This is a genomic window from Mycoplana dimorpha (assembly GCF_003046475.1).
GTDB classification, from domain to species: domain Bacteria; phylum Pseudomonadota; class Alphaproteobacteria; order Rhizobiales; family Rhizobiaceae; genus Mycoplana; species Mycoplana dimorpha.
Map to the genome: position 1 here is coordinate 150,327 of NZ_PZZZ01000003.1, position 26,212 is coordinate 176,538.

The window sequence follows — 26,212 nt, forward strand, 5'->3', positions numbered from 1 at the left end:
GTCCCAGAAAAAGGGCTCGACGCAGAACATGATGCCTCCTGCTGCCTGAGCAGATTTGGCCTGCGACTACCCATCCCCTTGCTTCGAGGGGCGGGTATGGGAACATGTGCTGCCGAGCACACGACACCGCACAGAGGCAGCAGCAGCCTTTCAGGAGCTCGCCTTCGCACACCTCGCCATCGAGGAAGAGAACCGCCTAGTTACACTCTCGGCAGCAGAGCCACGCCAAGCACTAGGCTATGGGCAGGGAAACGTTTGGATCAATGCTCCCAGCATTGCGTAGCCAATCAAGCCGGCCGGCATCGAGGCAAGAGCAGGACTCCTTCTCGCTCGATTAGCCAGGATCTCGACATATTGGTCTCCGGTGAAAGCCATCTTCTCAGGCGGACAATAGAGCTCCGGCTGCTTGACCGCATATAAGTGCAAATTGACGCCTTCCATGCCCCGACCGGCACCTTCGATAACGCGGCGATAGCCGACGTTTGTCTCAGCCGCCTGGACGAAATCACCAACGGTCAACACTTCGGCCACGGCAAAATTCACCGTAGAGAGCACGGCACACACCGCGCCAATGATCACCTTCGATCGCATAAGCCCCCCGCGATCGACCAGGAGACTCTCTGGCGCGTTTGGCCATGCCCGGTGCTGTAATGCAACGTTAGAGCGCTCGGCGCCAGCCGATGAGCGGCTGTGAGTCAACCAGAAGCGTTTCCTTCAGCAATCAAGCCTTCTTCTTTGACCCAGAGTGCTTGACCCGGATCCGGAGTGGCTTACCCTCGGGCTGATCGACGGTCTTTTGCTCGCCAAAGCCGAAAACGTCCACACCCTGCTCACGGATCCGCGAAGCGAGGCGAGTAAAATCACTGTCAGAAGACACCAGGCAGAAGCCGTCGAAGCGTCCGCTGTGCAGCAGATCCATCGCGTCGATGACGAGCGTTATATCGGAGGCGTTCTTGCCGGTCGTGTAGGCGAACTGCTGCTGTGGAATGATCGCATGGTTCGAGAGCACATCGATCCAGGCCTTCGAGCGTGCAAGCGCAAAGTCGCCATAGATGCGGCGGACGCTCGCCTCTCCGATCTTGGCGATCTCCTCGAACAGGCCGTCGACGATCTTTGCCGAAGCGTTGTCGGCGTCAATGAGGACGGCAAGGCGCGGGGAACGAGGTTCAGCTGGCATGTCTCTGTCTCCGCAGCTTGATCGTGTTGTGGGCCAAAGCGTTACGGGCCCATTGAGCCCAGAGATTTGTTGGCGGCAACCAAAACCACCCGCCAACCTCGTCGCCGACGACCTCCGATTTTCCGGCCGCAGCGCAAGCCGCAGTGAGGAGGCATATCCAAGCGGCTCGCTTCTCGTGATCCTTCTCGGCCAATACAGCGTCTATCAGTTCGAGGTTCAGCCATCCGATTGTGTGAAAAAGGTTCTCGAGAACTCCGCTATCGACGGCATGATCATAGAGCCAATCAAATTTCTTGCGCTTGCCGGCCGCCGGCATGGCAAAGCGCGCCTCGGGCAAGAGAACACCCAAGAATGCATTGGGGAATGCCTCGACGATCGAGGCGCCATTTCGAATAGCCTTTTCGACCAAAACATTCCGGTCGGCGAGATGAACGACCTGCTCGGCCGTCTCTGCAGCGGCACGCCTCAAATCACGTCCATACCCAATGTGGCTCAAGCCAGGCTTGCAGCGAGACTGAAAAGCGCCGCGGATGAACATCCGCTCGCAGAGCCGGTCGAGGCTGTCAGCCGAACCAAGAGGGACGAGCGGACCATCGATCGCGATCACCGAGAACGTCGTGCTCGCCGGAATGTGCTGGCTTCGGCGCAGCCAGTCGGTGTGGGTGTTTGTGGCCTTGAACGCTCTCCCGTTGCTCCAAGCGATGCCCGTCGTCGGTCGGGATCTGGAGAAGCCTACGTCAATACCTAGCAGCGCCACCTTGTCTAGATCGAGCATTGGCTTCTTACCCCGCAGCGCTCCCGTCAGTCCTTTGATCACTTCGACCAGGTTCTTGGTCTTCTCGAAGTCGAAGACCTGCTGTGGCCCCTTCTGTTGATCAACATAGCGGCGACGAGTTCGCAGACAATTAATGCGTTGCACGATTGCGCCGTCGCGCAAATCGACCAGGGAGAATCGCTGGCGCGATTGATATGCTTGGTGTTGCGGATGCATCGGAGGGCGCGCGACGCAATCCAGCGAGCGGCTGTGAGTCAGGGCGCGCTATTGCAACACTGCCTCACGCACCCGCTCCGCCGAGCGCCTTCGACACGCTCCGGAATTTATCGAGGGCAACTTTCGACCACCTCAGCCGCGACTTGGTCTGGGGGCGGCAAAAGGGCGGTGTCGTCGAGGTTGTCGTCCTTCAGCCAGAAGAGGTCCAGTCGGGGTCATCGGAATCTCCTTTAGGGTGAAGCGCTTGTTGGTTCTTAGATCGTAGAGTTGCAATGGCTGCTAGCGATCATCCAGGACTGCGGTTTCAGCAGGGTCTGTGAGCGGCCTCAGGCCCCACGCCATCAGAACATGCGGCATAACTCGTGGCGGCGGCTCGGTTCGTTCCAGCGCATACATCCGGCGCGAAACCCGCTGAACATAGTCCGCAAGAGGGATGGGCTTCTGCGAAGCTTCCCATTGTTTCGGTGTCGCATTCCGCACCGGAAATGGGCGATTCCCAGTGAAAACCTGATCAGTTCGACATTTCCTCTTCAGAAGTCCGAGCCCGGAGGCCACAATGCCAAACGCGCCATCGTGATCAGTCCCTTCCATACCCTCGAGCCAGTCGAAATAAAAATCGGCAGTGGCAGAATGTATAAACCCGGTGCCCGAATGAACGACATTATTCATTGCGGGCTGATTGAGCCTATCGCGCAAGCTAGTTAGCAAATTGCAGACCCTCTTGTCGCCAATGTGCAAGAGCGCACCAAACGCGGCACCTTCATTCTTTAGCAAATTTCTTTCGATCATCCCGAGAATGTCTTTCACGCGGCTCATTGGATCGCCGTTGCTGAGCGGACCAAGCGACACGTAGTCGATAACGGCTGTTGAGACTATAGACCTAGAATCGTCCTCAACGATGAATGGTAGAAACGCGTTAACTGATACCATCGTTGTATGTTCAACAAACCTTGCTACATGTATATAAGCAGCAAGTCGCGCATCTTCAGGAATTTTCGTTATCAGCCAGCGATACAAACTTGCAAGCGGTCCGATCATTTCCTTTTTATTGAAGAGTCCATAGCGGATAACTTCGGCTAGCAGGAGATCATCAAGAGTCCCGACGGCCGCAAGTCGCGCCTTCGAATCATCGTTAATCACGATTTCCCAGAACCGATCGGGCTCGGTTTGGAAGAGGAATCTCTGTTCGTCCGACACAGCCACGCGTCTCCAAGCACAAACAATTTTTCAACTAGCCGGGTTGGCTAGAGACTCTACAGGGAGCACATTCTTCGCAAGGGTGTCAGAAAGGTCTACGATTGTCGAGAACTCGATGAAAGCTACTCGATACGTCCAGCAGACTTCGGCTAAGATCACAAAATACCAGCGACAGTGTCTGAATACTTTTGGAGTCGATCGCAGGGACGTTGGCGGTAAGTCAGTTGCTCGACGATACTCGACAACGAGTTGTGGACAAGGTCACTTCGTTGCGTTTGCGGGGCAAGTCCGGTGAGAGGTCGGGAGCTGGCAGACAGCGCCGATCGCGTTTGTAGCCGCAGCGGCGCCGCCTTTCTTGATAGTTGCTTTTTTATTATGCAACCTCATGTGCGGATTATGGATGTTGACTTATTAATGCATTGTCCATAAGCGTTTGCTAAATCAAGGGAGGATCACATGTCTCTCCTGAAGTTGGATGAAGAGCCCTCGGCAAAAGCAAGTGTGGCTGAGGTAGCGCAATTTTTGGAAGACGCTCCCGGGCCAATGACGGTTCCGGACGTGCTGATGAAGCTAAACGTGTTCGATCCCGCCCGGCAGCGAAGCCTTAGCGCCGCCTTCCTGAAAGAGTGCCGGAAAGGCAGAAAGTATGCTCATTTGGTGGGCGCCAAGGTCCGCCCATCGACCGCCGCGCGCGGGCGTATCAGTTCCGTATTTGAAGGCGTCCCGCCTCTCACTCCGGAAACGGCACTTGTGAAACGGTCGGATGCCTTCCAAGGCATTCGCGCAATCGATCGCTCAACTTACGCACCGGATTTGCGAGCGGAGTTGGATCGGGTATCGGAACTCAACCTCACCGGGAAGGCCGGTTTTGCCGTCAACCAAATGGCCGTGGAATTCGACCACGCTTTGGAACTCGAGAAAGTCAAGGTCGAAAATTTGACCCTGCTCGCTGAAGAGCGCCGCAAGATGAATGAGGACCTGCTCAACGTGCTGAACCGCATCACCGGCGGCCCAAATGAAGATGGCGGTGTCGCTCGGCGCCTCCCCTCCGACCCACGTTCGGACGCGGCGGAATAGGAGGAATCGCGCTATGGCTAAAGACCTATCCCCTTCCGAGCGCCAGCGCGAGGAAGAACGGCTGAACGCCATCTTTTCGCAAATTCAATCCGACAATGAAGGAACGCGCAACAACGCGGCAACCGCCCTCTACAAGTGGATGGGCAAGCACGATACGCAACCTCGCGTGACCCTCAACAGCTCGTCCGCTGACCGCACCATGCGCGTCATCGATGATTTGGAGCGGCGCAACCGGGTTCTTCAGGAGGAGAATGCGCAATTTCGGACGTTCCTTGGGAAGAAAGGCGTCCGGCAAGTTGAGCAGCTTCAACGGGCAACGGCGGGCGGGTTACTGGATGAGTTCATTCAGGCGGTGAAAGGTATGTATAACCCTATTCCGCTGGAAATCCCGAGAGGCGCTGTTAAGGCGATTGCGGGTGTGCTGGGCCTTTCTGAAACTACAGCGCGGCAGACGTTGCGCGGCAGGCGAAAGGTCGGGTCCGAAGAGATCGCCAGAATCCGCAGTGCGCCCCGAATTTCAGCGCCCCGCAAGGCGAAACGCCGCAAGAAATCAAGAGCGCCCAAGCCGAAGTCAGGCCAAATGGAACTGACGGGATTGAATGGAAGCTATTCGGAAATCGGTTAACCAGGCGCAGCACTATCGAAGTTCAGGCACACAGAGTGACGCAACATCAGAACGCGCGGAGCAAGCCGGTAAGCTTCTGTGAGACCACGGCGTGCATCGTTTGAGCTAGGCGCGCTGCGTTCTGATTTAACGCTGCTTTTGCCCAATTTGCCGACAGCGGCCTCGGCGGCAACCAAATCCATCCGCTAACCGGATCTCCGACGATCTCAGCATTTCCTGTCGCTGCACACGCTGCCGTTAAAAGACAGATGAACGCGCCTCGTTTCTCATGATCGCGCTCGGCTCAATAGCATGCAGCAGGTCGGGCGCGGTCCAGGTGAGGTGAGACATCAGAGCAGACAGCCGGCCGCTCTCGACGGCAAGTTCATACATACGGTCGAACTTCTTCCCTCTTGCAATTCGTCCGTCGGCGAAGGCGACCTCGAGCATCACGCCAAGAAGCGCGTTCGGAATTGCCTCGATAATGGGCACCTCAGGAAAGACGGCCTGGCCGAGCATCTGGGTGGATCCAAGGTGCCTGATCTGGTTCGCAGTTTCGAGGGCGGCCCGTTTCAGTTGAAGACCAGTTCCGTAATGACTGGAGCCTGGATTGCACCGCCTCTGAAACGCACCACGCGCGAGCAACTGTTCACACGTCCGGACGAGGGTATCCGGCGTTCCCCGGCACCAATGGTCCATCGATGGCGATAACGGAGAACATCGTTGCCGGAGGCAGATTTTTTCGGCGCCTCTCCCAGTCGGTGTGCGTCTTCGCTGCTCCGAAAGTGCCGTTGGCAATCCAGGCAATTCCCGTCGTCGGGCGATATTTCGAGAAGCCGACGTCGATACCGAGAAGTGCTATGTCACGGTAGTTCATGCCGCTTTCGAAGCCCGGACAAGCGGCCAGGGGCGGGGGGATTGCCGTTTGACGATGTTTCTATTCCAGCTCGGTTGAAGTGAGTCCACCAATGAGGCCTCACCGGCGACGCGGTCCGCTTTCGACCCAATCTGCGGTCGGAACCAGAGCTCAATTAGGTTGCCACCGCGGGCTGTTTTGAGAACGAGATTGTTGACCCGACAATTCGTTTGCTGACCACCCTTGAAGCAGTTGCGCGGTGAAATCGAGCCGTAGCCATGGGCCCATCGCTTGTGAAGGTTCGCACACTCTCCGACATAAAGCGGCTCCCCGGTCACAGTCACCACATACAGACCCGCCGCCTTGATTTTGGAGCCTATGTGAAAACGGCAGAATGGGCCTTGGCCGTAAGCGTGCAGAGGATTTGTCTCAGCTCGCGCGAAACGGGCCTGAGGAAAAAGCTCGATAGGAGTGCCGTCAGAATCTCGTTCAACCTCGATCGCACCGATGTAGCAGAATTCTAGGTCAGCAAAGCACCTCAACACCCGTGCATCGTGTGAGCTGTGATCTACAATAGACACGGGATCGACTACTCCGCCGCATCTGTTGTCTGGTTGTCTGCCGATCGTCTCGGGGCAAGTTTCATGGCCTCGACAATATCCATTGTCTCTACGGAAACGCGAGTAACGCGAGCGATCAAGTCTATCACCTTCTCCTTATGTTCGGCGAAGCGATAGGTGTTGAACCTTTCACGGATAGTCGGGTCCTTCGGTGTCTTTTCCCTGTATTGGTCGAGGATCCATTCGATTCCGGAGCGATTGCCGAGTTTGTAGGTGAGCCGGAGAACGCGGACATCGAGGCTGAAGGTGCCGGATTGCGCCGGTGGCCCTGTCGACTGGTGAGCCGAAGGAAAATCAATTATTTGACACGTTCCGTTGAGGAGTGGGTCAGCATGTCGACTGCACGACAATCGGCAAGCGCGCATCTATGCTGATGTCAGGATGGCGATCCGGAAGAAAATCTGAATAAATTGGCGCATCTGCATGACAAGGGCAGCCTCACCATGCAGATGCAATACGTTGCAGCCGATCTATTGGCGCACTGCTCACTTTCTGACCTTGCGCCACCAGGTTCGCTACAACCCAGCCGCTCGTCGGCAGGAAACAATCATACCGGCGCGGCCGCTTGCTCGGCCGCCAGTTCCGCCGCGTCGAAATTGCGATCCTGGATGCGGGCGTGAGGCCGGCCGCCGGTCGATGCACCGAGCACGACCACGATTTCGTGCGGTGCCGGTGCTTCGGGCAGGATGATCTCCATCGTCAGAAAGTGCGAGCGGGCGGCGGCATCGTGAAGATGCTTGAGCGGCATCTGTATCGACGTTCCGGGACCGCCCCGCTTGTTGGTGAAGGTCAGGTAGCTTTCGGCCTTCACGGCATCCCGGTACTTGTTCCCGAAGCGCAGATTGTGGATCACGGCCGAGGCGTGTTCGATCTCGCCATCCATGCCGACGACCGCAGCCTTGCCGTAGGCTTCGATCCGCTCCGCGCCGCCAATTTCCTCCAATATGATGTCGACCATCTGCTGGCCGAGCTGAGCGCATCCGTCTTTCTGTTCGACAGAAAGGTCGTGGACGTAGCCCCGCCCGTGCCAGGGATTGCGAATGATGGCCGCCACCGCCAGCATGGTGACCGGCGTGGTCACAACACGCTCGCCTTCCTGGAAGGTCGTTTCTTTGACGGTAACGATCTTGCGAATTTCGAACGGCATGATGAACCTCTCCTTGAGCAGCTCCGCTCCTCTTCAAACTGCGGGCCGCTCCATTTCCTTGTGTTTGCAATACCGGATAGAAACCGGCCCCGCAGTTATCCGGGAGTTTTCTCTGGTTGGTCTTTTTCGGCGTTCAGGACCTTGCGGGCGACACGGAAGCAATCGACCCCGGCGGGAATGCCGCAATAGACCGCGATCTGCGTCAGAATGGCCCTGAGTTCGTCGTGTGAAATGCCGTTGCGGAGGGCTCCGGCGGTATGGAGTTCAAATTCGTGCATGCGCCCAAGGGCGGCAATCATGCCGAGATTGAGAATCGACCGCTCTCGCGGGCTGAGGGTCTCGTCGGCCCAGGTTTCGCCCCAGCAATATTCCGTGACGATGCGTTGGAAGTCGCGGTTGAAGGCATCGGCCTGTCCAATCGACCTGTCGACGTAGTCATCGCCTAGCACCGCGCGGCGCATCTTGAGGCCCCGCTCATAGCGGCTCTGTTCCATTCTAGGATCCTCCGGGACTTCGCTCAGGAATTGTTCGATGAGTGCGCCGACCAGGTCCGGCGCCTCCAGCAGGACCGAATGCTTCAGGCCTGGAAGGATCCGGAGCCTGGCATCGGGCATGAGATCGCACATCGTTTGCGCCATTCGAGGCGTCGATCCGACATCGTTTTCTCCGGTCATGACAAGAGCCGGACAGGCGATCTCTTTCAATCGATCGACAAAATCGCTTTCAGCCAGGACGGAATAGGCGGCCGCATAGCTTTCCGGATCGTTCATCATGCTGCGGGCCTTCCGCGCCTCGATCACTTCCGGATGAGCTGCTGCAAAGGCGTCGCTGAACCACCGATCGACAGCCTCGCCGAGATGGGCAGCAGCCCCGCTTTCCCGCAGTTTCTGTGCGCGTTGCCGAACCTTCTCCCGCTCCTCTGGCGTGCGCCCTGCCACCGAACTCACGATTGTCAGGGAGCGCACTTGCGCGGCAAAGCGCAGCGTGAAGGCCTGCGCAACGAGGCCGCCGAGCGAGAAGCCGACCAGATCGAAGCGGGCCCAACCAAGCCGGTCGACCAGCGCTTTCAGATCGGCAACGAAATCCTCCATGGAGTAGGGGCCAGGCGGCTTCTCGCTCTCCCCGTGGCCGCGAAGATCGTAGCTGAGGCTGTGCACGCCTGGCCCCAGCCTGCCGATCACGCCGTCCCAGCTTTCGAGATGCGAGCCGACACCATGAATGAAAACCACCCGGCGCCCGGCAGCATCGCCCTTGAGCCGTACGTTCAAGCCCGGCGGCAGATGCATGATGCTGGCCGCTTCGTCTCGCGACGTCGTCATGCCGTCTGCCGTCCCGCGTTCGACGCGGGCCCGCCGGTACGGTTTGTCTCACTAAACGCCGGCATCACGTGGCGGGTAAAGAGCTGGAGCGAACGCTTCATCGTCTCGTAGTCCTGCCCGAACGAGGCACCATAGAGGAAATAGTCGATGCCGAGCGCTTCATAGGCTCTCAGCTTGCGGATGACTTCGTCCGGGGTTCCGAACATCATGTTCTTAAGCAGCGATTCCGGAGCGTAGTCGGATTTGTTGGCGACGACCGAATAGTCGACCGGCTCGGGAAAACCGTTTCTGACGGTGCCGACATTCTTCAACAGGTTTTCGAAATAGCGGCCGTAATTCGTCAGTGCGGTGATCGGCACTTCCCAGTCGGCGGCGCTTTCGTAGACGCTGGTGCGGCGAAGCATCATCATCTTGGGGCGCGGAACGTGGGGATGGCGTGCAACCGTTGTCTCGAAGCGTTCCATCAACGCCTCGACCTCCTTGTGAGGGGCGTGCAGCGGGGTGGACATGATGTTCATTCCGCTGGCCACCGCCCAGTCGAAGGTTCCCGGGTCGCGAGCCGCCACCCAGATCGGCGGCTCCGGCGACTGTAGCGGCTTTGGCACCGAAGTCGTCGTCGGGAACTGCCAGTATTCGCCGGAGTGGGCGTAGTCTCCGCGCCACAACGCCCGTACAGCCGGCATGAGTTCCTTCATGAAGGCGACGCCTTCACGCTGATCGATGCCAGGACGCATGCGGTCGAATTCGTACTGATAGCTGCCGCGGCCGATGCCAAGCTCCAACCGGCCGCCGGTTATGATGTCACAAAGGGCTGCTTCTCCGGCGAGACGAATCGGATGCCAATAGGAGGCCGAAACGACGCCCGTGCCGAGGCGGATGCGTTTGGTATGGGCTGCCCAATGGGCGAGGACCTGAAATGGGTTCGGAGCAATGGTCGTTTCGATCGTGTGATGTTCGGCAGTAAAGGCCATCTCGAAACCACCGTCTTCGGCGATGGTCAGCATTTCGAGCAGACGCTCCCAGACAACCGTGATCGGGGTCTCTTCCGAGAAACGGTCGAGGTTAAGAACAATCGCAAATTTCATGAGTGCATCCCTACCTAACGCGCATTACAAAGGTGTCGTAAGTGTTGCCGGAATAATCGAGGATGACGCTCTTCAGGCGCGAATATTCGCGTAGAGCTTCGATGCCGTAATGCTTCCCGTATCCGCTATCCTTGAACCCGCCCATCGGCGTGGCGTATGAGGGACTGCGATAGGTGTTCACCCAGATTGTGCCCGCCTCGACGTCGCGGGCGAAGCGAAACGCGCGCTCGATGTCCTGGGTCCAGACGCCTGCCGCGAGGCCGTAGGGCGTGTCGTTCGCCAGCGCCACGAGGTCGCGTTCGTCTTCAAAGCGGATGATTGTCCCGAAAGGCCCGAAGATCTCTTCCTGCGCGATGCGCATGTCGTTGCTGGCGTCGGCAAACAATGTCGGCTCGAAGTACCAGCCCCCGGTCTGCTCGGCGAGTTGCGGCTGCTTTCCGCCCGCAATCAGGCGCGCTCCTTCTTGCCTGCCGTAGCCGACGTAGCGCGCAACTTTTTCGAGTTGCTCCTTCAGGGCAAGCGGCCCCAGGTCGACATCGTCCGCCGGATGGCCGACGCGCACCGAAGCGGTCAGCGCGACAAGGCGCTCGACAAAATCGTCATAGATCGCCGACTGGACGAAAATACGTGAACCCGCCACGCAGCTCTGACCAGCTGCGCCGAATATGCCGCCGAGGACCGCGCGGGCGGCGCGGTCGACGTCCGCATCGGCGAAGATGCAGTGCGGAGATTTCCCGCCAAGCTCGAGATTGGTCTGGGCAACGTTGCCTGCCGCCGCCCTGGCGATCTCGCGGCCGGTCGTGCTGGAGCCGGTGAAGGCGATCTTGGCAACGTCCTTGTGGCAGGCAAGCGCCGCGCCGGCCTCGCTGCCAAGCCCGGTAACCACGTTCACGACGCCCGGCGGGAAGCCTGCCTCCTCGATCAGTTGCGCCAAGGCCAGCGTCGAGACAGAGGTGTGCTCCGACGGCTTGATCACGACGGTGTTGCCCATCGCCAGGCACGGGGCCAGGGTCCAGCTCAATTGGTAGAGCGGCGAGTTCCAGGGTACGATGATGCCGACCACGCCGATCGGCTCGCGAAGCGTCAGGTTCAGCATATCGAGCTTGTTGCCCGGTATGGTCGAGCCTTCGAACGTGGCCGCACTGCCGGCGTAATAGTGGTAGGTCTCCGGCAGAACCCTCATCTGCGCCCTGCTCTCCTTGAGCAGCTTGCCATTGTCGCGGGTCTCCAGGAGCGCCAGCCTTTCCGAATCGCGTGCGATCAGGTCGGCCAATCGGCGCAAGAGCTGGCTTCTGTCGGCTTGCGTGGTGCGGCGCCACGATGGCGAGGCCAACGCGTCCTTGGCGGCAGCAACGGCGGCTGCCACGTCCGCTGCGTTGCCCCGCGCGAACTCGTACCAGGGCTGACCGGTGGTCGGGTCATAGCTCTGGCCGTAGAGATCTTGCGACGGCTTGACCATCACGCCGCCAATCCACAGACCCTGGCGTGACCCCTCAACCGAACTCACGTCTAGCATCGTGCTACTCCCTGGTGATCGAGACACTTGTTCCTCCCTGCGCACGCGACCGGGGGCTTGCATCGCCCCCTTCGCTGGCGTCCGCCCATCGCGCCGGCCGCCGGCCGGCGTGGTTTCGCCCGGCTGTCTGGCTCATTGCGCGAGCATTTCGATAGAGGAGAAAGGAAGGACGGCGTCCTCCAGCTTGGCTACGCGGCCCCCGTCCTTGGAATCGACATAAACTCCGAAACGGGACCGATCGCGCTCGTCGAAATAGCGGCGCAGCATGGTCGACAGCTGCGGATGTTTCAGGCGCTCCCAACAGAGGTCATCGCGGCTGAAAAACTTGAAGCACTCGCAATCGCGCAGATTGGGACGCTCGCGAACAGTCCCCCGATAGACGATATAGGTTTGCCGCTGGTCGAGCAGTTCGAACACCGAGTAAAGGAAGTTAACGTCCACCGGCACGCCGAGATCGTCGAGCTTCGCGATCAGGCCGCCCATATGGGCTTGGGCCGATGTCGATGCGGCGCCCGGGATAGTCCAGACGTCGCTCCCATCGTGCTCGCGCATGAGCAGGACACTGCCGTCATGCTCCACGATGCAGCCGAAAACGGTATTGGGAGCGATCTTGGGCGTTTCTCGTTCCAGGCTGAAGGAAACGTATCCGCCCTTGAAAAATCCAAGCGGCTCGCCGGCTCCTTCATGAAGCGACACGACCTTGCCCACCAGCAGAACATGGTCGCCCACCTCCACAATCTGGTGATTTTCGCAGTCTATCCATGCCAGGGAGCCCGCAAGCAGCGGCGGGCCGGCGCCGATCTTCTCGAAGGAGACGCCTGCGAACTTGTCGCCGGTCTTGGAGGCGAACCGGGACGATAGATCCCGCTGCGATTCGGCCAGCACATTGATGGCAAACCGCTCGCACGAGGCAAAAGCCCGGAGGCTGGCGGCCTTGCGGTCGATGCAGACCAGGACCAAGGGAGGATCGAGGGAAACCGAAGTGAACGAGTTTGCCGTAAATCCGCGCGGCTGCCCTTCGCCATCGATTGTCGTGACGATGGTCACACCGGTAAGAAAGGAACCAAAGATCCGGCGAAGATGCGACGGGTCCAGATGATCCAGAGGCACGCGGATCGCTTTATTCATCTCTGCCAAACCTCGATGCCGTGTTTACTATGCCTCCTTAGTCTTCCATAACGCGGTGGCTCGCTATCTACGAATCAAGGAAGCCGAACCTCTATTGACTGACGTTTCCTTCAAGGCTGACGAGGGCCGGCGGTGTTAGAACATTGATCAATGCGATCGCTATTCAGTGTTGAATTGCCACGAAAATGTGGGCTGCGACCCCATTCCAAAGTGGCCGGCCGGCGCCGATGGCACGCTGGCTCCGCAGGGCAAGTCGCTGACGCCAACTGCATCTCTTTGCGCGATGCTCTAAGCGCTCGTTTCACGCGGATCATGGCCATGTCGCGGACGCTTTGGCTCTTGTCCTGATGCGGAAGCTTCCTTCAGAACCGCGCCGCCTGGAGCTGCGCAATGCAGCCTCACAGATTTGGAAAGCAAAAAGTAGGACCTTGACCCGATGGATCTGCCGAACCTGACAACGAGTGGCGAGGACACCGCAGTCAATGCACTGCCGGCCGGGGCTCCCACTGAATACAGGCAACGGATTGCGAGCCTGCGTGCAATATCGAGCTTGATCAACGTCAGTTCCGATCCGGCGACCGTTCTCGATCACATTGTCTTCGCCGTCTGCCAGCACACGCGCTGGTCGGCAAGCAGCATCATGGCACTCAACCGAACTGCCGGATTGTCCGAGCTCATCGCGCGGTGCGATCCTCATGTCACCGACCTGGCCGGGCTTTCCACGCGGTGGAATCTGCTTCGCAGTCCGGCATTGCGTGTCGCTGAAACCCGTGCCCCCGTCGTCATCGCGGACGCGCAAGTCGATGCCGCTTTTCCCGATTACCGGGAGGATGCGATCGCCAGGGATTATCACACGGTGGTTATATTGCCGATGCATGCGACCGACAGCCTCGGCCGCGACATGGTCTTTTCGGTGAATGCGCGCACCCGCATCGAGGTGGATGAGGACGAACTCGATCTGCTGCTCACGATCTCGCACCTCGCGTCGGTGGCCGTGCAAAGAGGGAAATCGCTGGCAGCCGAACGACAGACCGCCGAGCGGCTGCAACGCGCACGCGAGATCAATATCAGCCTTCTTGAGCGGGTCCTCGCGGGCAGCACCACGGCCAAGGTGACCGAGATAGTCGCCAGCATGCTGCCACATGCGGTCGTTCTTTTCGACGGAATCGCCGATGAATTTCACGTCGGCGGATCTCCCAACCCGGCGCGGATCAACGACCGGGAATGGGCGCTGCTGGTCAAGGGCGCCGCTTCTTCCCAACTGCTGGAGCTGTCGCAGTCGCAGGGCGCGTCTGAATTCAAGAAGTGTCAGGTGCTCCACATACAGGGCGAGGACGCAACGTTAGAACTCAAGACCTTTGTCGAACCGTTGATCGTCGACGGGCACACAGTTGGAGCGCTCTTCCTGTTTTCACGCGAAGCCGCGCTTGATGATCTTGAGCTGCTGATCGCTCAGGAGGCGAAATTTGCGCTCTGCGTGCAACTGATGCGCGCCTACGTTCAGCTTCATGGAAAGGCCAATGCGATCGCGGAATTCTTCGACGAATTGCTGGGGGGCAATTGGTCGAGCGATCCGCAGATTGTCCGCCGCGCCGGAAGGTTGGGGATTGATCTTACCCGACCCTCCCAACTGCTGGCGTTCCAGCAGAGCGGCAGCGCCCCCGACGATGCGGACTACCTCCAGCAGAAACTTGTCAACGGACTTCATGCCGTCAATCGCGATGCTGTTGTCTCTTGGCAGGGCGATGCCTGCCTGATTCTCATTCCATTGTCCGCCAAGGTCGGTAGTGGCGACGGCGAGATGCTCGTCGCGAGAGTCCGGCAGCTCGTCAAGTCGATCACCGGAGCCGATCCCGCACTCGCCGTGGGGCCTGTCTGCCGGGAACCGAAGGACTATGCGCCGGCGTGGGAGGGGTGTGTCCAGCTCTTGCGGCTGGCCAAGCTGTTCGGGCGGTCGGGCACCTTGCACGCCGGGGACTTCGGTGCCTTTTCGCTTCTCGTGTCGGCGTTGGGCGACAGCTCGCTGGAGGCATATGTGGAGCAGACGCTCAGTCCAATCGACGAATATGACAGCGCGCACGGAACCGAGCTGCTGCGCTCTGCCGAAGTATTTATCGAGGAAGGTTGCCGCTATCAGAGCGCCTCGGAAGCGCTCGGCGTTCACGTCTCGACGCTCCGCTACCGGCTCGGCCGGCTCAATGACGCGTTGAATGTCGATGTCGGATGCCCCGACGTCCGCTTCTCCCTCTGGTTGGCCATGCGGCTTCGGCATATGAAGAAGCGAGCAGGGTGATGGCTGTCCAGGGCGTCAGGGGCCTGCGCGTTCTGCAATCCGACGAACAAGTGGCCGCGATGTTCTACAAAACGTAGATAGTTGGCTTTTGCCCATTTTCCTACATTGGCAACGACATGAGAGGACGGGCGCCGCGTTGTGGCTGCCCGGCAAGCGCATAGGGAGAATTCGATGAGGCAACCACGCGGACTGCAGGGAACCCACGAGACGCTGAAGTGGCATCTTTTCTGCGACGACCTGTTCTTTTGCGTCCACGTTTTCACCGGTGAGTCGATCGAGGTCAGTACGGCCTGGGTATACGACGGTGGCGTGCGTGAGATCTTCCGGCACGAAAACACCTTGCAGCAATCCGCTGCCGACTATCTCGACATTTCCTCGCGGACCCTTCAGATCGTTGACGTCGATGGCGGTGTTTCGATTGTGTGCCGGGATGACTCCGGCGAGGTCGCCTTCTCCATGGAGTTGAAGGAGCGCAACGTCTTTGCGTGGAAGGATCCGGCCGACCCGGACAACGAAGGCGTCATTCATTGGCCGGATATGTCCGGAACGGCTACCTACAAGGGGAAGACCTATAGCGGTCACGGATACTGCAAGCGTGTGATGTGGGCAGAGAGCCCGCGCTACTGGGGCTACCGTTTCCTGCAGAGCACCAAACCCGACGGTTCGCTGGCCCTGTGGGGAGCGGATGGCGTTTTCGGCTTCTCCAAGTACGACTATTTCCGTCTTGTCAGGCCGGACGGCACCTTGCTGAGCGCCGATCCGGAAATGTCCTCGCACAAGCAGAACACGTTCTACGCCAAGGCGGGCGACACCAATTACCGCATCGCGTTCGAGGAACTGGGCTATTGGGAGACCCGGCTGGTCTCGAAGTCGATGGACTCGATGCTGCGCCAGCAGTACGGCCGCATGACCCTTTTCGCGAACGAGAAAGAGGTGACCAGCGGGCCTGCGTTCCGTGAATACTGCTACGGAACGCTCGGCTGATCCTGAGCGATGACGTTGGAGGCGACGGTCACGGGAGTTTCCTGCCAAGGATGGCGGGAGTCGTCCCGGCGTTGCGTGTCGCCGAGTGTCGCCTTCCGGCGCTCGCTGCCTCGCGACTCAGATAAGCGGTGAGGTTGAATTCCCGCCTCGAGCGGGCAGTGAAAAATTGTGTTGCCGCGTGCTCGGCATGCGGCAGCAAGCGAAGGGCTGGCCACTGGCTAGAGGGGGTTCAGGCCAGTCCGATCGCAAACGCGTCAACTTGGGAGATGGCGCCTTCACACATGTCGGCGGTTCTGCGCGGGAGGTCGTCCCGGCAGCGCGTCGCCAACATGTCCGCAAGGGCCGAATGGGAGGTGGAAATGCAATCTAACAGCAAGAACATCACGCGCAGACGCATGTTGGCCGTTTCCGGAGCCGCGCTCGGCGTCGCTTCGACTTTCGGGTTTTCTGCATCGGCCCGGGCTTCGGCGGCAAAGTCAAACGTCCAGGATATCCTGGACGCGTTGAAGGATGTACCAGCCGCCGAGCGGACGCAGTTCCTGCGGGCGGAAGCCGCCAAGGAGGGCAAGGTTGTCCTCTACGGTTCCGATGCTCCGAACCTGCTGCGGGCATGGGGCACGGCCTTCACGAGCGCCTTCCCGGAAATCGAGGCCGAGTTCGTGCGGGTATCTTCTCGCGAACTGTTGCAGCGGTCGGTAGCCGAGTCCCAGGCCGGCCGGCCCGTAGCCGATGTGCTGCACGCTCCGGCGGTGCAGCTGGCGATTCTCCAGAACATGGGCCTGTTGGCACGCTACGTATCGCCCGAGGCGGCTTCGTTCTCGAGCGACTATCTCGATCCCGAAGGTTACTGGACCACGCATTGGTTCGCGCCCTGCGTCGTCGCCTATAATCGCAACCGCATCGAAACCGGCAGCGTGCCAGTCACGCTCGACAATCTGGCTGCGCCCGAATTGAAGGGGATGCTCGGGCGAACCTCCAATGGCGGTCGCTGGGTTGCCGGCGTGCTGAAGGCGCTCGGCGACGAACAGGGCGGGGCGGTCATCAAGCAAGTGGCTGAGCAAAAGCCGCGGCTGTTCGATTCCAACTCCGCTCTGTTGGCGGCCCTGTCGAGCGGACAGATCGGCGTCGGCTTCGATGCCAATTTGAGCGATGTGAAGATCGCGCAAGCGACCGGCGCACCGATCGATTATGTGGTGCCCGATCCGCTGCTGGTGGTGCCGATGTACCAGTTCATAATGAAAGACGCACCTCATCCTCATGCGGCAGCGCTTCTCTACGACTGGATCCTCTCAAAGGAAGGCCAGGCCGCGTATCCGGAGCTAAGCCAGATCGGGCCGCGCCCGGATATTGCCTATCCGGGAGCCGAGGTGATCGAGGGCGCCAAGAATGTCATCAGCCTCTCGGCCGAGCTTCTCGCCGATCCGGTGCCATTCGATCGGCTCTTTGAAGACCTGTTCATCAGAACCTGAGATTAGGCAACGCCCGCCACACTGTCACACGCGCAAAGCATTCCGAAGCGAGCCTTCGGCGGTCTCAAGCCGCCGAAGGCCGCCGCAAAGGCGGGCTGGCTTCCAATGCTGACGCTGATGACAATCCGCAGTCGGGTCCGGGCGGGCGTTGAGTGTGAAACTGCAAGTGTCGGAAGCGACAAGGTGTTATCGTGATCCAGATTTCTCGTCTGTACAAAACGTATCCGGGTTCCAAATATACACCGGTCGACGACCTTTCCCTGGAAATACAGGACGGACATTTCTTCACGCTACTTGGGCCAAGCGGCTGCGGGAAGAGTACGACGCTGCGTTGCATCGCGGGTCTGGAGCGGCCGGATCAGGGCGAAATAAAGATCAACGGCGTCTCGGTGTTTTCTGCTGAAGCGGGCAGAAATCTGCCGCCATACAAGCGGGCACTCAGCATGGTCTTCCAGAGCTATGCGATCTGGCCGCACATGACCGTTTTCCAGAATGTCGCCTATCCGCTCAAATGCCAGGGTCAAAGCAGGGAGGACATCCGCAAGGAAGTGGCCTGGAGCCTGGATCTCGTAGGCCTCGGCCATCTGGCCGACCGGCCGGCACCGCTGCTGAGCGGTGGCGAGCAGCAGCGTGTGGCGCTCGCCAGAGCCATCGCCGGTCGCTCGAAGGTCATCCTGTTCGATGAGCCGCTCAGCAATCTCGATGCAAAGCTTCGAGAGACGATGCGATCCGAGATCCGCGCTCTCCACCAGCAACTCAAGTTCACGGCTCTCTATGTGACCCACGACCAGGAAGAGGCATTCTCCATGTCCGACATGGTCGCGATCATGAACAAGGGGAAGGTCCGCGAACTCGGCAGCCCGGAAGAGCTTTACACCACGCCACGCTCCGAATTCGGGGCCGAGTTTCTGGGCGCAAGGACGAAGGTCTCGGGCACCGTTCGGGGCAGGACGGATGACAATCTCCTGGTTGTAGAAACGCCGCTCGGGGTTGTCCACTGCCGACATTTTGCCGATCATCCGCCGGGAACGTCGGTTTTTGTCTATGTGCGCCAGTCGGAGATCTTGCCATCCGAAGGTGCGGCACAGCCCGGCGCTCCCGTCTTCAGCGCCCGGATCGACAGCGTTGAATTCGTCGGGGATACCATCGACTGGGTGGCACGCGCCGGCGATATAGCCCTCCATGGCCGATCGCTGCTGGGGCGGCCCGACTGCAAGAAGATTCGCGAGCATCTGAACGAGGCCATCGACCTTCAGATCGTCAGCGCTTGCTGCGTCCCGTCTACCTGATCATCCAAGGCCCATAGCAATGAATAGACTCGGCATCACCGCTCGCAACGTCTTCGGAAATGGCTACGCGGTCAGAAATCTTGTGATCGGTATCTGCGCGATCATCGTCACATACCTCGTCATCTTCCCGTTGTTCGTGCTGTTCAACGAATCCCTGTCCGTGGTGCCAGCAGGAGGCGAACGAACCTATTCGCTCTCCGGCTTCTACGAGATGTTGGGGCAGTGGCGGACCTACCGCATTCTCATGAATTCCATCATTTATGCCGCGGGGTCTTCCCTCGTCGCCCTGTTGATTGGCGGGTCCCTGGTATGGCTGGTGCAGCGGACGGATATTCCGGCCAAGAAATTCGTGATGCTGTTTGCGCTGTTTCCGCTGTTCATGCCGCCGGTCCTTTCGGCAATTGGATGGGTGCTTCTGCTTGATACCAACGTCGGCCTGCTGAACGTCGTGACGCAGGCGATCGGACTCGGCTCGATCTTCAACGCCAACTCCATGGCCGGAATGATATGGGTCGGCGGCGTTCTCGAGGTGCCGCTGGTGTTCCTTTGGCTGTGGCCGGCCTTCGCCGCAATGAACCCGGCGCTCGAGGAGGCCGCCGCAATATGCGGGGCACGTAGCATCAAGGTGATCATGACGATCCTGTTGCCGATCATGCTGCCCGCGTTCGGTGCCGTCCTTCTGATCAATTTCATCCTGTCGATCGAGGACGTGATGGTGCCGATCGTGCTGGGCCTTCCCGCAGGCATCAACGTGCTCGCCAGCGAGATCTACATCGCCCATATCAGGGTGCCGACCGACACCCACACCGCCAGCGTCTATTCGGTGCTGCTTCTCGTGATCACCATGGCGCTGGCTTTCTACTACCTGCGCCTCACCGCCAATGCCGATCGCTACGTCACGGTGCGCGGCCGCGGCTTCAACCAGAAGGCCTTGGAACTCGGCAGAGCACGGCTTCCCGTGTTTGCCGGCGTCTGCCTGCTGCTCGGGCTGATTGTCGGCCTGCCGATGTTCATTCTCGGCTGGACCTCGCTCATGCCCTATCTCCAGGTGCCCTCGATCGCGGGGCTGAGCCTGATTTCACTCAACTCGTACCGGATGCTGCTTGACGATCCGGCGGCGCTGAGGGGCATCGGTAATACGCTGATCGTCGGCGTCAGCGCCGCCTTTGTCGTGATGTCGCTGGCCGTCGTCATCGGCTGGCTCCAGGTGCGGACCCGCAACTGGTTTTCCAGAACGGTCGACATGCTGGCCTTCACGCCGATCGCGGTTCCCGGCCTGGTGATCGGGTTGAGCCTCTCGATCCTCTACCTCAACGTGCCGCTTGAGATTTACGGAACGCTGCTGATCATCTGGATCGCGTTCGTAACCCGCTTCCTGCCCTATGGCGTCCGGTTGACTTATTCGGGCTTCTCGCAAATCCATCGGGAACTCGAGGAAGCTGCGCTGATCTCGAAGGCTGGCTGGTTCCGAACCATTCGGACCATTTCCCTCCCACTTCTCGGCCCCACGCTGCTCGTCGGTTTCATCTACACGATCCTGAGAGGCTTTCGTGAGATCTCCGCGTCCCTCCTTCTGTCGTCATATGGCAACGAGCCCTATTCGGTCGTCGCCTATCACATGTGGGACGGAGGCGAGGTCGGGAAGGCCTCGGCGTACGGAATTGTCGCCCTTTGCTGCATGGTCGTGCTGGTGGTTGTGGGGCAGTGGATCGCCGGACGCAAAGTCATCGGACCGGAGAGCTAGCGTAGACTCCCGTCATTCCCCGGCCGTGACCCGCCTGCCGGCGGGTCTCCCGGTCGCGGGTGATAGGGTGCGGGCGCCGAGCGCGAGCCTTGATGCCGGTCATATCTGGCTGGGCTTGATCGTTGCGACTGAAATCTCTCCCGCCAGAACCCCGCGTTCCAGATCTGTCCTGCCGTGCTCGACCTCGATGACGGTATAAAGCTTTTCGGAGCGGAACGCGCTTGCGTTTGCGGTCGTGACGTCATCGGCCGGCGCGGCATCGATGTCCATGTAATCGAGCTCTCGCCCGGACGCGACGATCCGGGCGTCTCTGCCGTGCGCGCGGCGACCAGAACCTCGCCTTCATAGGGCCCATTGTCCCATCGCGGATCACCCGGCTCGGCGATCGGAACCAGTCGATAGATGTTGAGGGGCTCGCCCTTCCCGACTTCGGGGGATGAAAGCAGCGAGGCATCCTCCCTCTGGGCTCGACTTTCGGCCGAGGAACCGAACGTCGTGCCGCTGGTTCCGGTGTTGCATTCGTCGGTTCCGGTCTTTGAGGTGTTCGACATTGGCGCCTCCGGAGTCTTTGTGTGTCCGATCTGGTCAACGATGCCGGCTGCACCAAGGTTCCAGCCTTCTTTTTTGATTTCGACATGGAAGCCCCGGACGTGGAACATCGCAAAACGCCGTGTGTTTTAGGCGCCGATCAAGGAGGCGCAGCGTGCCGGACAGCAAGAAGGACGCCCGCCGGGAGGGCTTACCCATGGCCAGGGATTCTCGCGAGGTGCGTTACCAGTTCGCGCCATCATCAAGGCTGGTGCGCCCTTATGCCGGCAGTTGAATTGCGGTGGCGGGCGTATATCATCATCGACTGCCGTCGGTTTTCCGTCGGCATCGGAACGATTTCTTCCGCTTTCCAGGGAAGAGATCGTGCGTCGGAATTTCATCCGAAAGCGGCAGAAGCTCAAGGCGATCGACCGCATCGATGCCATCAGCAGCAACGGCTGGTTTGATAACCGGCAGCCCAACCAGGACTGGCTGCGCGACTACCTGTCGACGCTGTATGATCGTGGCCTGGTGCTTTATGACGAGCTTATCGCGTGCGGCACAGCAGCGGCGCGGCACCGTTTCTCTCCGCACGGTGAAGAAACGGGCGCGAAGAAGGGCGTGTTCGGTCCGGAGGACGTCGCGCTCATGACCTCCATCTTCTGGCTGGCCAATCAAAATCCGACGCTGCCGAAAGACAGCGAGGAAGCGCAGCAGATGGCCCGTCGGGTGATGCGGCTGTATGAGGCGGGGTGCCAGGATCCGGATTGTGCCCTGCGGCTGCTGAAGAGTATCTAGTTTGAGGCAATCTGCGAGCGTTTCACCGGCCGGCGTCGGCGCGGCACGGGTTGCCCCGGTGCTCGGCGCCCGGCCGGAGCGGCCGCTTGGCGGCCGCCTCAAGCGGGCGGACCTGCTGGCGGAACCAGGCGACCGTGTGCTCCAGCCCTTCCGACAGGACCACCTTCGGCTCCCAGCCGAGCAGTTCCTTGGCGCGGGTGATGTCGGGGCGGCGGCGCTTCGGATCGTCGGCAGGCAGGGGCCGGTGCACGATCTTGGAGCGCGTCGGCACGCGCGCGAGCACCATCTCCGCCAGTTCGGCGATCGTGAACTCGCCCGGATTGCCGAGATTGATCGGTACGCCCGGATTGGGATCGATGTTCATCAGGCGCATCAGGCCCTCAACCAGATCGGAGACGTAGCAGAATGACCGTGTCTGCTGGCCGTTTCCAAAGATCGTCAGCGGCTCGCCGCGCAGCGCCTGCACGATCAGGTTCGAGACGATCCGACCGTCGTCCGGCTGCATCCGCGGTCCGTAGGTGTTGAAGATGCGCACGACCCGCGCATCGATTGCGCCGGATCTCAGGCTGTCGAAGCAGAGTGCCTCGGCGGCGCGCTTTCCCTCGTCGTAGCAGGCGCGCGGCCCGGTGCAGTTGACGTGACCCAGGTAGCTCTCGTCCTGCGGATGTTGCTCCGGATCGCCGTAGATCTCGCTGGTCGAGGCCATCAGGAACGTGGCGTCGTGCTGCCTGGCCAGCTTGAGCAGGTTGGTCGTGCCGGCGACGCTGGTCATCATAGTATGGATCGGATCCGCCTGGTAGCGCGGTGGCGAGGCGGGGCAAGCGAGATTGTAGATCTGGTCGAGCGCGATCGTCGCCGGCAGGGGCTCGCAGATGTCGTGCCGGACCACCGAAAAGCACGGATGGTTCTGCAGTGGCGCGATATTCTCGAATGATCCCGTCAGGAAACTGTCGACGCAGACGACGCGGTGCCCGAGCTCCAGGAGTGCGTCGCAAAGATGGGAGCCCAGGAAACCGGCACCGCCTGCGACGAGCACGGTCTTGCTGCCGAAAGCATTGGATCGCTGCAACATCGGAACCTTCCTTCTATACCCGCGCCTGTCGGGACTGCCGTGGGAGCCTTTGCTTTTCTCTCAGGCCCAGGCATCGGAGCGCCGAGGCGAATTCGCGGGCGCGGACCTGTCCCGTATGGCGACGGAGCACGCAGGCCTGTGCCCGCGCCGCCAGGTCCTGCCTTCGGGGTTCATCGATCACCGTGAGGGCGCGAACCACGTCGGTAGTATCGCCGACGACCACGAGCGCGCTGCCGAACAATTCGTCGAGGCCGGGCCAGCAGTCGCTGATGAGCGGCGTCCGGCAGGCCGCCGCCTCGAACAGCCGCACGCTCGGCGACCACCCTGCCGCCACCATGTCGGCGCGGGTGACGTTGAGGGTGAAGCGCTGGCGGCTGTAGAACGAGGCGTGCCGTGCCGGCGGCAGGTGTTCGATCCGCTCGACGTTGGCCGGCCAGTCGATTGTCGCTGGATATTGCGGTCCGGCGACGACAAAGCGCATTTGCGGCAACTGGCGGGCCGGCTCGATCAGCAGCCGCTCTAGGACGGGCTGGCGGTCGTCGCTGTAGGTGCCGAGATAGCCAAGGTCCCAGGATGCCGGCTCGCCGGTGTGGCGATAGCTTTCCGCGGCCACGGAACAATAAAGCGCGATCGCACGCCGGGCGCCATACACCCGTTCCAGCCGCTCCAGCACCGCACCGCCGGTGAACGAGAAATAAAGGTCGAAACGCGGGATCTGGCGCCGTGCCAGATAAGCTTCGTCTCCCTTGTCGAGTTTTGCCAGCGTCACGGGCGTGTCGATGTCATAGAAGCACACGCCTTCGTTCCGTAAGCCAAGCAAGGCGTCGATGACGGCCACGCCGTCCGGCAGGTAGGAGCCGACCACCACCGCGTCGGCGCTCGCCAGCCGATCCGAAAAGCGCGCCAGCAGGTCCGGTACGTCGCGGTAGAACGAAAGCGCGCAGAATTCGGGGTCCGCGAGGTCGCGGTTTTGGGCATACCAGGGGACGTCACGCTCGAGAAAGAGCAGCCGATGCCCGTCCGCGTCCAGCCCCTTCAGAAGGGCTCGGTAGGTGGTGGCGTGGCCGTTGCCCCAGGAGGAGGACAGCGACAGGCCGAGAAAGGCGATGTCGAGCTGATCTGTCATTCGGCGGCCTCCCGCTTCGCCAGCATGGCGAGGACGCGGTCGACCTCGGCTGCGCGCTGGTCGTAGGTGTGGTGTCGCAACACGCGCTGCAGCGCGGCGGCGCCGATCTCGGCAGCCCGCTCGGGCGTCAGTTGCGAGACGATCTCCTCGACATCCTGCCCGTCGCGGGCGACCAGCACCTCCTCGCCGGGCGCCAGGAACAGTTCGATCCCTTCCCAGGCATCGGTGACGAGGCAGGCCCCGGCCCCGGCCGCCTCGAAGACGCGGGTCGCCGGCGAGAAGCCATTGGTCGCCATGTCCTGTCGCGAGATGTTGAGCACCGCGAGCGGCGAGGTGTTGAAGGCGTTGTGGTCGCGGGTCGGTACGTGACCGAGATAGCGCACGTTCGGCGGCAGCGACTTGTCCTGCCAGCCGCTGCCGCCGAGCAGGAATCGGTGGCGGTAAAGGTGCGTGGCCGGCTGCAGGAAGAACGCTTCCACCCGGGCCTCGCGGTCCGGCAGGCGGTTGCCGAGGAAGGCGAGGTCGGCGGCAAATCGCGGCTTCGGTGGCACCGGCCGATGCGTTTCTGGATCAAGTGCATTGTAGATCGGTACGCACAGCCCGGCACCGACCTCCCGATAAGCTTCTACCACGGGCTCGCCGCCGCCGTAGGTGAGCACGGCGTCGAGGCTCGGAAGCGCGCGGCGCAGCGGACTGCCGGGGTCAGCCCGCAGGGCGGCGAGCGTCGCAGGCGCGTCGACGTCCCAGAACAGCTTGAGCGCGCCCGGCCGGGCTGCGGCAAGTAGGCATTTCAGCAGGAGGTCGTCCTCGAAACCGACGCCGCTCGCCTTGACGACGACGTCCGCAGCCGCCGCCTCGGCCGCCGCCGCCTTCAGTGCCGGCACGGTGCCCGCATAGACGACGACGTGGCACCAGTCGGGCGGCTCGATGTCGCGATTGGTCTGCCGGTCGTAGACGTCGGGCTCGTAGAAGGTGATCGCGTGGCCCCGGGCGGCAAGGGCGCGCAGCAGCCCCCGGTAGTAGGTCGCAGCACCATTCCAATAGGCCGACAACAGGCTCGAACCATAGAACGCGATCTTCATGCGGCCGTCTCCCGTAGTGGCGTCCTGCCGAGTCCGGCGAGGATGGACAGAAGCTCGTCGACGCGGTGCCGGCAGGTATGCCGCGCGCGGATGGTCTCGAGGCCCGACGCAGACAGCGCCGCGGCGAGGGCCGGGTCCGAGAGGATCGCACGCAGGTGCTGCGTCATCTCTCCTTCGCTTCGGGCGAACAGGAAGTCCTGCCCCGGCCGGAACAGGCCTTCGCTGTCCTGCCAGGGCGCGGAGACCAGCGGGATCCCGCAGGCGAGCGCCTCGAAGACGCGGATCGTCGGGATCCCGGCAAGCGCCTGCACATAGGGCCGGCGCGGGATGTGCACCGTGAGGCGACTTCCGGCGAAGGCCCGCGGCACGTCGGCATTGGCGATCCAGCCGCCGTAGTCGATACCGGCATCGCGCAGCAGTTCGATGGCTTCAGCCGGGTAGCGCACCCCGCGCACGGCGGCGCGGATGCCGAGTTGCCGGACCGGCCCGACCAGATAGGTCATGATCTCGTCGCTGCGTTCGCCGTCGCCCCAGTTGCCGACCCAGAGGAGGTCGTTCGTCCTTTCCACCTCCGGCAGCGGCCGGAACAGCCGATCGTCCGCCGCCTCGTGCCAGGTCACGACCTGCCGCCCCCAGCCGGCACGGAGATAGCGCTGCCGAAGCGTTTCGCCGAAAGCCAGCACCAGGTCGTAGTCGCCGAGATCCAGACTGGCGAGTTCGCTGCCGCGGGACACGGCGCGGTGATGGGTGTCGTGGAAGGCCAGCACGAACCTGCCGCCGTCGCGGCGAATGCGCCCGATCCGCGCCACCAGCGCCGGATCGGTCCACTCGTGGACCACGACGACGTCCGCGTCGCCGGTCTCCGCCTCGTGATCGCACGCGCCGGTATAGATTTTCGTGCGAAGTTCGGGGAACGCCCGATGAAAATCGGTGATCGCCGCACCGCCCCGTTCGGCCACCAGGCTGCAGCGGCTCCAGGAATCCGCGGGCTCCAGCGCCACCGCCTCGTGTCCGCGCGAGACCAGGTCGCGCATCACCCCGCGCAAGAAATGCGCGTTGCCGTGGTTCCAGTCCGATATCAGCGAGTGCGTGTAGAATACGAACTTCATG

Annotated in this window: 23 protein-coding genes and 2 pseudogenes; 8 read left to right on the forward strand and 17 right to left on the reverse strand. The window is 61.1% G+C overall.

Features of this window, described 5'->3' with window-relative positions; genetic code table 11:
• Positions 1–237: 237 nt before the first annotated feature.
• From C7449_RS07640 to C7449_RS07660, 4 genes and pseudogenes are all read right to left on the reverse strand, one after another.
• A complete protein-coding gene (locus C7449_RS07640) occupies positions 238–591 on the reverse strand; it encodes a hypothetical protein (protein WP_108002206.1) in 354 nt (117 codons plus the stop codon).
• A 199-nt stretch (positions 592–790) separates the two neighbouring features.
• Positions 791–1,177 (reverse strand): annotated as a pseudogene (locus C7449_RS07645) (NYN domain-containing protein); the annotation flags it as partial.
• On the reverse strand, positions 1,167–2,168 hold the full coding sequence (locus C7449_RS07650) for a DUF429 domain-containing protein (protein WP_245414316.1): 1,002 nt from the start codon (positions 2,166–2,168) through the stop codon (positions 1,167–1,169). The pseudogene C7449_RS07645 and the gene C7449_RS07650, both read right to left, overlap by 11 nt.
• Before the next feature lie 279 nt (positions 2,169–2,447).
• Positions 2,448–3,365 carry a hypothetical protein gene (locus C7449_RS07660; protein ID WP_108002208.1) on the reverse strand — a complete coding sequence of 306 codons (918 nt, stop codon included), beginning with the start codon at positions 3,363–3,365 and terminating at the stop codon, positions 2,448–2,450.
• Between the two features lie 456 nt (positions 3,366–3,821).
• Here C7449_RS07660 and C7449_RS07665 point away from each other — a divergent pair, with 456 nt between their 5' ends.
• A complete protein-coding gene (locus tag C7449_RS07665) occupies positions 3,822–4,442 on the forward strand; it encodes a hypothetical protein (protein WP_108002209.1) in 621 nt (206 codons plus the stop codon).
• 13 nt (positions 4,443–4,455) lie between these two features.
• Positions 4,456–5,067 (forward strand): hypothetical protein, encoded by a 612-nt coding sequence (locus C7449_RS07670; protein ID WP_108002210.1) that lies wholly within the window; start codon positions 4,456–4,458, stop codon positions 5,065–5,067.
• A 237-nt stretch (positions 5,068–5,304) separates the two neighbouring features.
• Here the strand turns inward: C7449_RS07670 and C7449_RS22025 are convergent, their stop codons facing one another.
• The 8 genes from C7449_RS22025 to C7449_RS07710 all read right to left on the reverse strand — a co-directional run bounded on the left by C7449_RS22025 (position 5,305) and on the right by C7449_RS07710 (position 12,717).
• On the reverse strand, positions 5,305–5,565 hold the full coding sequence (locus C7449_RS22025; protein ID WP_245414317.1) for a hypothetical protein: 261 nt from the start codon (positions 5,563–5,565) through the stop codon (positions 5,305–5,307).
• Positions 5,566–5,695: 130 nt separating this feature from the next.
• Entirely contained in the window at positions 5,696–5,923 is a 228-nt protein-coding gene (locus C7449_RS22030) for a hypothetical protein (protein WP_245414318.1), read from the reverse strand.
• Between the two features lie 568 nt (positions 5,924–6,491).
• Positions 6,492–6,887, reverse strand: a complete 396-nt coding sequence (locus C7449_RS22035; protein ID WP_245414319.1) for a type ISP restriction/modification enzyme — start codon at positions 6,885–6,887, stop codon at positions 6,492–6,494.
• 182 nt (positions 6,888–7,069) lie between these two features.
• Positions 7,070–7,669, reverse strand: coding sequence for an amino acid synthesis family protein (locus C7449_RS07690; RefSeq protein ID WP_108002212.1), 600 nt, complete (start codon positions 7,667–7,669; stop codon positions 7,070–7,072).
• Positions 7,670–7,764: 95 nt separating this feature from the next.
• Positions 7,765–8,988, reverse strand: a complete 1,224-nt coding sequence (locus tag C7449_RS22380; RefSeq protein WP_108002213.1) for an alpha/beta fold hydrolase — start codon at positions 8,986–8,988, stop codon at positions 7,765–7,767.
• Entirely contained in the window at positions 8,985–10,073 is a 1,089-nt protein-coding gene (locus C7449_RS07700; RefSeq protein ID WP_108002214.1) for an LLM class flavin-dependent oxidoreductase, read from the reverse strand. Before C7449_RS07700 ends, C7449_RS22380 begins: the two co-directional genes overlap by 4 nt.
• Positions 10,074–10,083: 10 nt before the next feature.
• The gene (locus C7449_RS07705) at positions 10,084–11,589 is read right to left on the reverse strand and encodes an aldehyde dehydrogenase (RefSeq protein ID WP_108002215.1); all 1,506 of its coding nucleotides are present in this window, start codon (positions 11,587–11,589) and stop codon (positions 10,084–10,086) included.
• Between the two features lie 132 nt (positions 11,590–11,721).
• Positions 11,722–12,717 carry a flavin reductase gene (locus C7449_RS07710; protein WP_146165058.1) on the reverse strand — a complete coding sequence of 332 codons (996 nt, stop codon included), beginning with the start codon at positions 12,715–12,717 and terminating at the stop codon, positions 11,722–11,724.
• Between the two features lie 436 nt (positions 12,718–13,153).
• On the opposite strand from C7449_RS07710, the gene C7449_RS07715 reads away from it, so the two are divergent.
• The 5 genes from C7449_RS07715 to C7449_RS07735 all read left to right on the forward strand — a co-directional run bounded on the left by C7449_RS07715 (position 13,154) and on the right by C7449_RS07735 (position 20,496).
• Positions 13,154–15,010, forward strand: coding sequence for a helix-turn-helix domain-containing protein (locus C7449_RS07715; RefSeq protein WP_108002217.1), 1,857 nt, complete (start codon positions 13,154–13,156; stop codon positions 15,008–15,010).
• 171 nt (positions 15,011–15,181) lie between these two features.
• Positions 15,182–15,994 (forward strand): hypothetical protein, encoded by an 813-nt coding sequence (locus tag C7449_RS07720; protein ID WP_108002218.1) that lies wholly within the window; start codon positions 15,182–15,184, stop codon positions 15,992–15,994.
• Positions 15,995–16,353: 359 nt separating this feature from the next.
• Complete coding sequence (locus C7449_RS07725; RefSeq protein WP_170115825.1) at positions 16,354–17,463, forward strand: ABC transporter substrate-binding protein; 1,110 nt, start codon at positions 16,354–16,356, stop codon at positions 17,461–17,463.
• Positions 17,464–17,654: 191 nt separating this feature from the next.
• Positions 17,655–18,752 carry an ABC transporter ATP-binding protein gene (locus C7449_RS07730; RefSeq protein WP_170115826.1) on the forward strand — a complete coding sequence of 366 codons (1,098 nt, stop codon included), beginning with the start codon at positions 17,655–17,657 and terminating at the stop codon, positions 18,750–18,752.
• Positions 18,753–18,771: 19 nt separating this feature from the next.
• Positions 18,772–20,496 carry an ABC transporter permease gene (locus C7449_RS07735; RefSeq protein WP_108002221.1) on the forward strand — a complete coding sequence of 575 codons (1,725 nt, stop codon included), beginning with the start codon at positions 18,772–18,774 and terminating at the stop codon, positions 20,494–20,496.
• Between the two features lie 99 nt (positions 20,497–20,595).
• Here the strand turns inward: C7449_RS07735 and C7449_RS07740 are convergent.
• Positions 20,596–21,047 (reverse strand): annotated as a pseudogene (locus tag C7449_RS07740) (hypothetical protein).
• 361 nt (positions 21,048–21,408) lie between these two features.
• Here C7449_RS07740 and C7449_RS07745 point away from each other — a divergent pair.
• Positions 21,409–21,822: a hypothetical protein gene (locus tag C7449_RS07745; RefSeq protein WP_108002222.1), complete on the forward strand. Its 414-nt coding sequence runs from the start codon at positions 21,409–21,411 to the stop codon at positions 21,820–21,822.
• 22 nt (positions 21,823–21,844) lie between these two features.
• Here the strand turns inward: C7449_RS07745 and C7449_RS07750 are convergent, their stop codons facing one another.
• From C7449_RS07750 to C7449_RS07765, 4 genes are read right to left on the reverse strand one after another with little or no spacing between them, the layout of a single operon-like run.
• Positions 21,845–22,894 (reverse strand): UDP-glucuronic acid decarboxylase family protein, encoded by a 1,050-nt coding sequence (locus C7449_RS07750; RefSeq protein ID WP_108002223.1) that lies wholly within the window; start codon positions 22,892–22,894, stop codon positions 21,845–21,847.
• A gap of 13 nt (positions 22,895–22,907) precedes the next feature.
• A complete protein-coding gene (locus tag C7449_RS07755; RefSeq protein ID WP_108002224.1) occupies positions 22,908–24,020 on the reverse strand; it encodes a CgeB family protein in 1,113 nt (370 codons plus the stop codon).
• On the reverse strand, positions 24,017–25,102 hold the full coding sequence (locus C7449_RS07760; RefSeq protein ID WP_108002225.1) for a CgeB family protein: 1,086 nt from the start codon (positions 25,100–25,102) through the stop codon (positions 24,017–24,019). Before C7449_RS07760 ends, C7449_RS07755 begins: the two co-directional genes overlap by 4 nt.
• Complete coding sequence (locus C7449_RS07765; RefSeq protein WP_108002226.1) at positions 25,099–26,211, reverse strand: CgeB family protein; 1,113 nt, start codon at positions 26,209–26,211, stop codon at positions 25,099–25,101. Before C7449_RS07765 ends, C7449_RS07760 begins: the two co-directional genes overlap by 4 nt.
• Between the last annotated feature and the right edge of the window lies 1 nt (position 26,212).

Bases quoted from the DNA above. Each gene is read 5' to 3' on its own strand.
- C7449_RS07720 (WP_108002218.1), top strand. From the start codon at position 15,182: ATGAGGCAACCACGCGGACTGCAGGGAACCCACGAGACGCTGAAGTGG.
- C7449_RS07665 (WP_108002209.1), top strand. From the start codon at position 3,822: ATGTCTCTCCTGAAGTTGGATGAAGAGCCCTCGGCAAAAGCAAGTGTG.
- C7449_RS07710 (WP_146165058.1), bottom strand. From the start codon at position 12,717: ATGAATAAAGCGATCCGCGTGCCTCTGGATCATCTGGACCCGTCGCAT.
- C7449_RS07650 (WP_245414316.1), bottom strand. From the start codon at position 2,168: ATGCATCCGCAACACCAAGCATATCAATCGCGCCAGCGATTCTCCCTG.
- C7449_RS22030 (WP_245414318.1), bottom strand. From the start codon at position 5,923: ATGAACTACCGTGACATAGCACTTCTCGGTATCGACGTCGGCTTCTCG.
- C7449_RS07765 (WP_108002226.1), bottom strand. From the start codon at position 26,211: ATGAAGTTCGTATTCTACACGCACTCGCTGATATCGGACTGGAACCAC.
- C7449_RS07700 (WP_108002214.1), bottom strand. From the start codon at position 10,073: ATGAAATTTGCGATTGTTCTTAACCTCGACCGTTTCTCGGAAGAGACC.
- C7449_RS07750 (WP_108002223.1), bottom strand. From the start codon at position 22,894: ATGTTGCAGCGATCCAATGCTTTCGGCAGCAAGACCGTGCTCGTCGCA.
- C7449_RS07670 (WP_108002210.1), top strand. From the start codon at position 4,456: ATGGCTAAAGACCTATCCCCTTCCGAGCGCCAGCGCGAGGAAGAACGG.
- C7449_RS07690 (WP_108002212.1), bottom strand. From the start codon at position 7,669: ATGCCGTTCGAAATTCGCAAGATCGTTACCGTCAAAGAAACGACCTTC.
- C7449_RS22025 (WP_245414317.1), bottom strand. From the start codon at position 5,565: ATGCTCGGCCAGGCCGTCTTTCCTGAGGTGCCCATTATCGAGGCAATT.
- C7449_RS07755 (WP_108002224.1), bottom strand. From the start codon at position 24,020: ATGACAGATCAGCTCGACATCGCCTTTCTCGGCCTGTCGCTGTCCTCC.
- C7449_RS07715 (WP_108002217.1), top strand. From the start codon at position 13,154: ATGGATCTGCCGAACCTGACAACGAGTGGCGAGGACACCGCAGTCAAT.
- C7449_RS07735 (WP_108002221.1), top strand. From the start codon at position 18,772: ATGAATAGACTCGGCATCACCGCTCGCAACGTCTTCGGAAATGGCTAC.
- C7449_RS22035 (WP_245414319.1), bottom strand. From the start codon at position 6,887: ATGCGCGCTTGCCGATTGTCGTGCAGTCGACATGCTGACCCACTCCTC.
- C7449_RS22380 (WP_108002213.1), bottom strand. From the start codon at position 8,988: ATGACGACGTCGCGAGACGAAGCGGCCAGCATCATGCATCTGCCGCCG.
- C7449_RS07760 (WP_108002225.1), bottom strand. From the start codon at position 25,102: ATGAAGATCGCGTTCTATGGTTCGAGCCTGTTGTCGGCCTATTGGAAT.
- C7449_RS07640 (WP_108002206.1), bottom strand. From the start codon at position 591: ATGCGATCGAAGGTGATCATTGGCGCGGTGTGTGCCGTGCTCTCTACG.
- C7449_RS07725 (WP_170115825.1), top strand. From the start codon at position 16,354: ATGCAATCTAACAGCAAGAACATCACGCGCAGACGCATGTTGGCCGTT.
- C7449_RS07705 (WP_108002215.1), bottom strand. From the start codon at position 11,589: ATGCTAGACGTGAGTTCGGTTGAGGGGTCACGCCAGGGTCTGTGGATT.